Genomic DNA, 6,793 nt, shown 5'->3' on the forward strand with positions numbered 1-6,793 from the left:
GGAGGCCCACCCCTCTCCCTCATGCAAAATGACTATTTAAAGGGGAAAATCCATCAGGGACGGTGGCCAGGCTCAGGTAGGCACGCCGACCCGATGAAGATCGGACGAGCGCGGGAGCAACGGCTTTACCCATCCTGCGGGATTTTCAGGTTTGTGGATTCAGGCGAGCTCCGAGAATCTTCGTACCAATCGCCCGCAAGCGGGCTCCTACCGGGACGGGCGAGTAGGAGCCCGCTTGCGGGCGACGCCTCGGGGAGAAGCGGGATCGATACTCCAGCAGGAGGCTCTACGCCTTCATCCCTCCGCTCGCTTCCGGAGCACGGTGGGTTCTTGGTACGGCGATTTTGAGAAATCGCCTCAGGTGTGAGGGTTTCTGGTCATCGGCTCAGCTGACGCTTGCCTGATCTTCGTCGAGCAGCTCTTCCAGCGAGCTGGCGGTCAGGATCCGGTCGAGCCAGGCATCGAGCTGTGGAAGCTCGGCGGCGTCGATGCGCTGACGCTGCTCGGGCGTTGGTGCGCCGAACTTCGCTTGGATCTGACGCAGCAGAATGTTGCTCGCGGCACGTTTCTCCCCGCGTTTCTCCCCGCGCCGCTCGCCGCGTTTCTCCCCGCGTTTCTCCCCGAGCTTCTGGCCGCGTTTCTCACCGAGCTTCTGGCCGCGCTCGAGCGCCATCTGCTCATAGCTCATGACATAGGGCATCTTGGTGCTCTCCTCGAGTTTGATCAGCTCGTCGCGTAATTCTAGCTCGAGCACGCGTGGCAGGCGCAGCATCCAGTCGATGAAGCGCAGCAGCGCCAGGGCGTCCTCGCGTGCGTAGCGGTAGTGGTAGAGCAGCCAGATGATCTCGCGCTTGCTGGCCTTGCGCTCGGGATCGCTCGTCTTACGGTGGGCGGCCAGCTGGGCGAGGGCAACGACGGCGAAGGGGTTGCGCGCGGCCTGTGCCTTGAGCTGATCCCATTGGCTGCTCCACGCCTGGAGATTGTGGACGCGGAAACGGAATTGCACGCCATAGTCGCCGTGTCCGGAGACGTAGCGCCCGAGCCTCGAGCAGTCTGGCTGGTTGGTCAGCACGGCCAGGCTGATGATCTCCGCCTCCGGATGATGGTCGTGGATACGGTAGAAATACTGAAACATCCGATGGTTGAAGGCGATATCGGCCTGTCCCTGGATCTCGATATGAATCAGAAGCCAAAGCTCTTGGCCTTCTCGGCTGCGTGCGCGCACCAGCCGGTCCGCGAACCGTTTGCCGAGCTGCGAGTCTCCAGTGATCTTCTGCAGCTCCGAGTCCAAGAATTCGTGGGGCTGGCTCCAGTCGATGCGCGCATGGACAGGCTCGAAGAAGAGCTGCATGAACGGCCGGAAGTAAGCGCCGATCGCCTCTTTCCAGGGCGAGTCGTAATCGGAGCGCTCGGACGCCGCTAGGTCTGCGTCCGTCGTGGAGACGTCATGAGGGCTCATGGGCGTGATTCTAGCGATGATTCACGTTTCGGGCACGATTGACGACGCGGCCTCGATTCGATGAGGCTCGACCAATCGGGCGTGCCCCTTGAGTACGTCGAGCCGCGAGCGCCGGGAAGCGCCTTTGGGGCTGGTATCGGCTGCTCCCGCTACTGTTTACGTCGCTTGCCCGCCCAGCCGCTTGCCAACCCAGGGGCTCGTGCCGTCGCACACCAATTCCAGCCTGACCGTGGCTCGGGTCATCCCGCAGAAGAGCACTTGGAGCTCTTGGGCGAGCCGGTCAGTGCGCGGGGAGATGTCCGTGAGGATGACGGCGGGTGCCTGTTGTCCTTTGAAGCGTCTGACGGTGTCGAAGAGGACTTGACCCTGGGAGTAGATCTGGTTGCCGAAGAGGTCGTAGTCGCCCGTGAAGCGGGCCAGGCTGCGGTTGCCGACGCGCTGGACGTCTTTGAGGGCGGTGCTCTCAATGCCGCGGCAGGAGAGGATGGCGATGTCCTGCGGGCGGAAGCGCTCCTTGAGCAGGCGGCCGACGATGCGCCCGACTAGGCGCGGCTGCTCGCTGGGGTCGTCGTAGAGATGGACATCGGCGCCGAGCCCAGGGAGGTCGTTGGCACAGGTGAAGGGCAGCTCGGGCAGCGTCTGGTTGATGAAGCGCGCGATACGCTCCGGCGAGCGGTAGTTGAGCATGGACCGATAGCCGACGAAGCCCCCCGGGTGACGTGGCGGGGCGGCATTGCCGCGGAGGTTCTGGCTCGGATCTTCGAGCATGAGGATGTCGGCGTCTTGGGTCAGAAACAGCCCGATGGCCTCGAGCCATTCGTTCTCGAAATCCTGGGCCTCGTCGATGATGAGGGTATCGAAGCGCCAGTCGTGCGATGGCGTTACCGTGAGGGCCTGCGCTTCCAGCTGCTTGGTCGCCTTGGTCCAGAATTCCGGATCGCTCCGCATGGTCGCGAAGTCCAGCTGGATGCCTCGCGATTGCAGGAAGGTGTCGCAGAAGCCATACCAGGTGGCGACTTGGCCGCCGGGCTCGACCAGGCGCGCGAGCCGCTCGGCCAGGGGGCGGTTGAAGCAGAGCAGGAGGGGGCGCCTTCCTTGCTCGATGCACAGGTCGAAGAAGTGGCGCGCCACCAGCGTCTTGCCGTTGCCGGCGGTGGCGAGGACGCGCAGCCTGAGCGGGGCCATCTCGATGTTCGCGAGGATGTCGAGGAGCCCTTGGGACAATCGGGCGTAGTTCTTGTCTTGTGCGTCGATGTGGGCATGGACGTCTGGCACGACCTCGAAGGTTTGGCGGAAGAAGGCCTGAGCCTGCTGCGCCCATTCGCCCATGTCGCCAGGCTCGCGTGGCAGAATGGTCTGGATTTGCTGGGCGAGCCGGTCGCGCTTGCGGGCATCGACGATGCGCTCGGCGTCCAGACCGGCGGCGACGACCTGCTTGACGGCGTGGTCGGGGCAGTAGATGAGGTATTCGATGTCCAGGCCAGGCTTCTTGCCGACCTGGTAGGCGAACTTCTCACGGATGCTGTCGATGGAGCGCTGAATCTGCTGGCCGACGTTCTTGTGCTCGTCGCCGTAATGCTTGACCAGGCCCTCGGCGGTCTCCGCGAGTGGTCCGTTCTTCTGCTCGATGCAGAGCACCTTGCCGGCGCCGTTGACGACGACGAAGTCGATCTCGCCGTACAGGGCTCGGCCCCTGTACTGCCGTGTCCAATGCACGCCATGGAAGACGCTGTAGTCGTCCGGCAGCGCATCGCGCAGGTGCGCTAGGGTCGCGATCTCCGGCTCGTGTGCGCCGCTGAGGGCCAGGCGGGATAGGTCGGAAGGGATGATTCTTGCCATCTTGGCTGAGGTACCTGTTTAGGGCCATGCTCCTTGGCTCCGAAGTCTATCGGGCTGCGGGCACTTTGCGAGCCGCTCTTTATGAGCGCTGGGTCTCATGATGGGCGATTGTTGGGCTCCGGCTGTTTCGACACCAGGTGATCGGCTGTCTTGGCAGTGTCGGTTTGCGACATTGGCTCGGCAACCATCGGCGTCTGCGGGCGCGCCGAAGTGTGGAACTGTGAAGTCCAGCGCCCTCCCGTCCTTGACTTCGGGGGCGGGATGGCTTGCGATTCCAGTTCTGTAAATGAGGTTCGCCCGCAAGCTGGGGTGCTTTGCGAGCGAGCAAGATGAGCTTGTCGCTCCTCGCCCGCGTCGCCGACGGCGTTGCGTGCCGCGGAGCCGATCGACAGGATAGAGGCTATGACCCCATCACCCGATCGCTCCGACCATCAAGAGATCTTCGTGGCTAGGCAGCCGATCTACGACCGGGAGATGGGGCTCGTCGGCTACGAGCTGCTCTACCGGCATGCGAACGTCGACTATGCACATATTGAAGACGCCGAGCTGGCGTCGTCGGCGGTCATCAGCGGCAGCTTCCTGCAGATTGGCATCGACACCCTGGTAGGCAGTGCGCTTGCGTTTGTGAATGTGCCGCGCCGTTTCATCGTCGATCCCTCCCTCGCGCCCTTCTTCGAGGGACAGGTCGTGGTCGAGATTCTCGAGGATGTCGAGCCGGATGCGGAGGTGATCGCCGGACTGAAGCGTCTGAAGGCGCTGGGCCACAAGATCTCACTCGACGATTTCGAGTATCGGCCGGGCTGCGAGCCGCTGCTGCAGCTCGCCGACTACATCAAGCTGGATGTGCTGCGGCATTCCCCAGATCAGCTTCGCGAGCAGCTCGATTGGCTGCGCGATTACGATGCCGCACTCGTCGCCGAGAAGGTCGAGACGCAAGGGCTCCATGCCTTGTGCATGGATATGGGCTTCGACTACTTCCAGGGCTTCTTCTACTGCCGTCCGAAGACGGTATGCCACCGCGCCATCGGTGCCAATCAGGCCGTCGTCCTCCGGCTGCTGCAGCAGCTCCAGGATCCGGAGGTCGATCTCAGGGAGGTGGAGCGCGTGCTGGCTCAGGACGTGGGGCTCGCCTACAGGCTGCTGCGCTACGTGAACAGCGCGGCCTTCGCGCGTCGGCGCGAGATCGAGTCGTTGCGCGAGGCGCTCGTCCTGGTGGGCCTTGATCGCGTTCGGGACTGGGTCAGTCTGATCCTGATGGGGCGCATGGCGACAGGAAAGCCGACCGAGCTCATGCTCGCGGGCATGGTGCGCGCCTACATGTGCGAATGGCTCGCCAAGCGCTATTGGCCGGACATTCAGGGCCAGATGTTCGTCGTCGGCCTTTTTTCTATCATCGATGCATTGCTCGACGGCGACATGATGACCCTGCTCGACGATCTCTGCCTGAGCATTCCCATCAAGCTCGCCCTCTTGGACGGAGAAGGGCCTCAGGGCGAGCTGCTGGGGCAGGTGATCGCCTACCAGCAAGGCGACTGGGACAGGATCGGCGAATGCGCCATCCCTGGCGAGGCTTACGTGGAGGCCTACGTGGAGGCGCTCAAATGGACCGACGACGCCATGCAGCTGCTCGAGAGGCGCGGCTGACGGGATTGTCGCAGATGGGACAGCCTCAGGAAGAGGGCGGCCACCCGATCATCGTCTCGATCTCTCTCAAGCGGTCCCGATTGATGCGCACGAGCAGGTGGCGGATCAGCAGGTGCGCGATCAGCCAGGCGGCCATCAAGGAGAGGGTCAGCCCCAAGTTGCTGGTGCGCTGGTCGCGAATCCAATTCCGATCATCTTCGATCAGGATCGCCCGCGCTGTTATGCTCGGGTCGAGGTGTAGCGGATAGGTCTTGCCGACCTCGAAGGCATCCGCGATCTTGGATGCCGCCGCGCGATCCGCCCAGGTGCGCTCGACACAGCCGAGCTGACTGGATGTTTGCGTCTTGCCATCCCATGAGTAAAGGTACGTGATCTCCGGCCGCCATCGACGCCGCGGTTTGCCGGAGCGGGTGGATCTTACCTCCTCGACCACGCCGACTTCGAGGATCTCCGCACTCGTCTGCGGCCACTGCTGAGAGGCGGCGGAGCAAGCAAGGCCCTGATGCATCTGCCAAGCTTGGATGAGCGCCCAGCCGGCAACCGAGCCGAATGCCAGGCCGATGAGGACCGCCAGCCCCGTCATGGCACGGTCGAAACGCCGCTTCTCGGCGACGAAGGCGGCCTGGTCCAGCTTGGCACCGTCGAAGTAGCGATCCTTCAGCTTGACCAGCACCGTTCGGCAGGTCTCGGATTCCAGCAGGCTCACCTCTGTGTCCGGCTGCTTGGGATACTCCAGCTTGGAGAAGTACAGGATCGCCGCCTGATGTCTCGGCCGCGGCCCCTGGTCCAGGAGCGCACAGACGACGCCCTCGAAGACGAGCGCCTGATTGAAGTGCAGGCTGGCGGGGCGGGGCGATGCCGTCGATAGCAGCCAGGCCGCATCCGCGAGCCGTCGCTTAGCGGCGCCGACTACCCGGCGACGGATCACCCAGACCAGCAAGACACCCAGCAGGCTCATCAGGGTCAGCCAGAGCGCCGGCCGCAGGTCCAGCATGAGGCTCATGACCAGGGCCATGACTCCTAGCGCCAAGAGCAGCACCATCAGCGTCCCGAGCAGTAGCCCGAGCAGCGTGATTCTGCGCCGAAGCCTTCGCAGCTCGAATGGGATGGGTGTTTGCGCCATAGACCGGCTCCTGTGAGTCCAAGCGAGTAGGAGAATCGAATTTGCTGGGCGTCGCTCGCGAGACCCTGTAAGTATGCCAAGTGCGCCGCGAGGGTCGCATCCTTCGGTCGGTTGGGCCGACGCAGGAAGCCCAATACTCAAGACGTTCGGATACCACAGATGCTGGGTCTCGCGCCTTGGTCCAGCGCAGCATAGTTTCACGGGCTTTCGCGCTCATCCGCCCTTGCCGTGCTCTGGATCGAAGCCGTTCATCCGAGAAGGAGCATCCAGCAGCGAGCGGTCAGCTTCCAGCGGTTGGTTGTCCTGAGTCTGAGCTTGTTGCCGCCTTCGTCCGGTGAAGAAGCTGCGGCCGGCTCCATAGGTCGGCCAACTGCCTGCTTCCAAGAGGCTGACCGCCAGGGGCTGTCAGGCTGGCGCTGGCACCTGGTCGCGCGATTGGCACCCTAGGCGATTTCCGCGAATCCTCATACCAATCGCCCGCAAGCAGGCTCCGACGCGGTCTTCTCGGTAGGAGCCCGCTTGCGGGCGATGCCTCCGGGAAACGCGGGATCGATGAGCCATCAGGGGCGCCAGGCTCTCATCCAATGCCATGGACTTAAGCCGCCCGGCAGTAAGCCGGGTGGAATCCGGGCTTGAGCTTGCCGGGATTGCGGCGTGGAAATTGTCGGTCTGGCCGTACCGCCTCGACGGCATCGGAAAGCGCGAGGACGGCCTGCGTCAGCAGGGTG

Annotated in this window: 4 protein-coding genes; 1 reads left to right on the forward strand and 3 read right to left on the reverse strand. The window is 63.6% G+C overall.

Going from position 1 to position 6,793, the window contains the following annotated elements; all coding sequences use genetic code 11:
* Positions 1-385 precede the first annotated feature (385 nt).
* Together G3446_RS25100 and G3446_RS25105 are read right to left on the reverse strand one after the other, a co-directional pair.
* The gene (locus tag G3446_RS25100; RefSeq protein ID WP_164456417.1) at positions 386-1,459 is read right to left on the reverse strand and encodes a DUF4351 domain-containing protein; all 1,074 of its coding nucleotides are present in this window, start codon (positions 1,457-1,459) and stop codon (positions 386-388) included.
* 156 nt (positions 1,460-1,615) lie between these two features.
* A complete protein-coding gene (locus G3446_RS25105; protein ID WP_164456418.1) occupies positions 1,616-3,298 on the reverse strand; it encodes an ATP-binding domain-containing protein in 1,683 nt (560 codons plus the stop codon).
* A gap of 402 nt (positions 3,299-3,700) precedes the next feature.
* Between G3446_RS25105 and G3446_RS25110 the strand changes: the two genes are divergently transcribed.
* A complete protein-coding gene (locus tag G3446_RS25110; protein ID WP_164456419.1) occupies positions 3,701-4,942 on the forward strand; it encodes an EAL and HDOD domain-containing protein in 1,242 nt (413 codons plus the stop codon).
* Between the two features lie 25 nt (positions 4,943-4,967).
* Here the strand turns inward: G3446_RS25110 and G3446_RS25115 are convergent, their stop codons facing one another.
* Positions 4,968-6,065, reverse strand: a complete 1,098-nt coding sequence (locus G3446_RS25115) for a DUF3592 domain-containing protein (protein WP_164456420.1) — start codon at positions 6,063-6,065, stop codon at positions 4,968-4,970.
* Between the last annotated feature and the right edge of the window lie 728 nt (positions 6,066-6,793).

This window comes from Thiorhodococcus minor (assembly GCF_010820565.1).
In the GTDB taxonomy this organism is placed as follows: Bacteria; Pseudomonadota; Gammaproteobacteria; order Chromatiales; family Chromatiaceae; genus Thiorhodococcus; species Thiorhodococcus minor.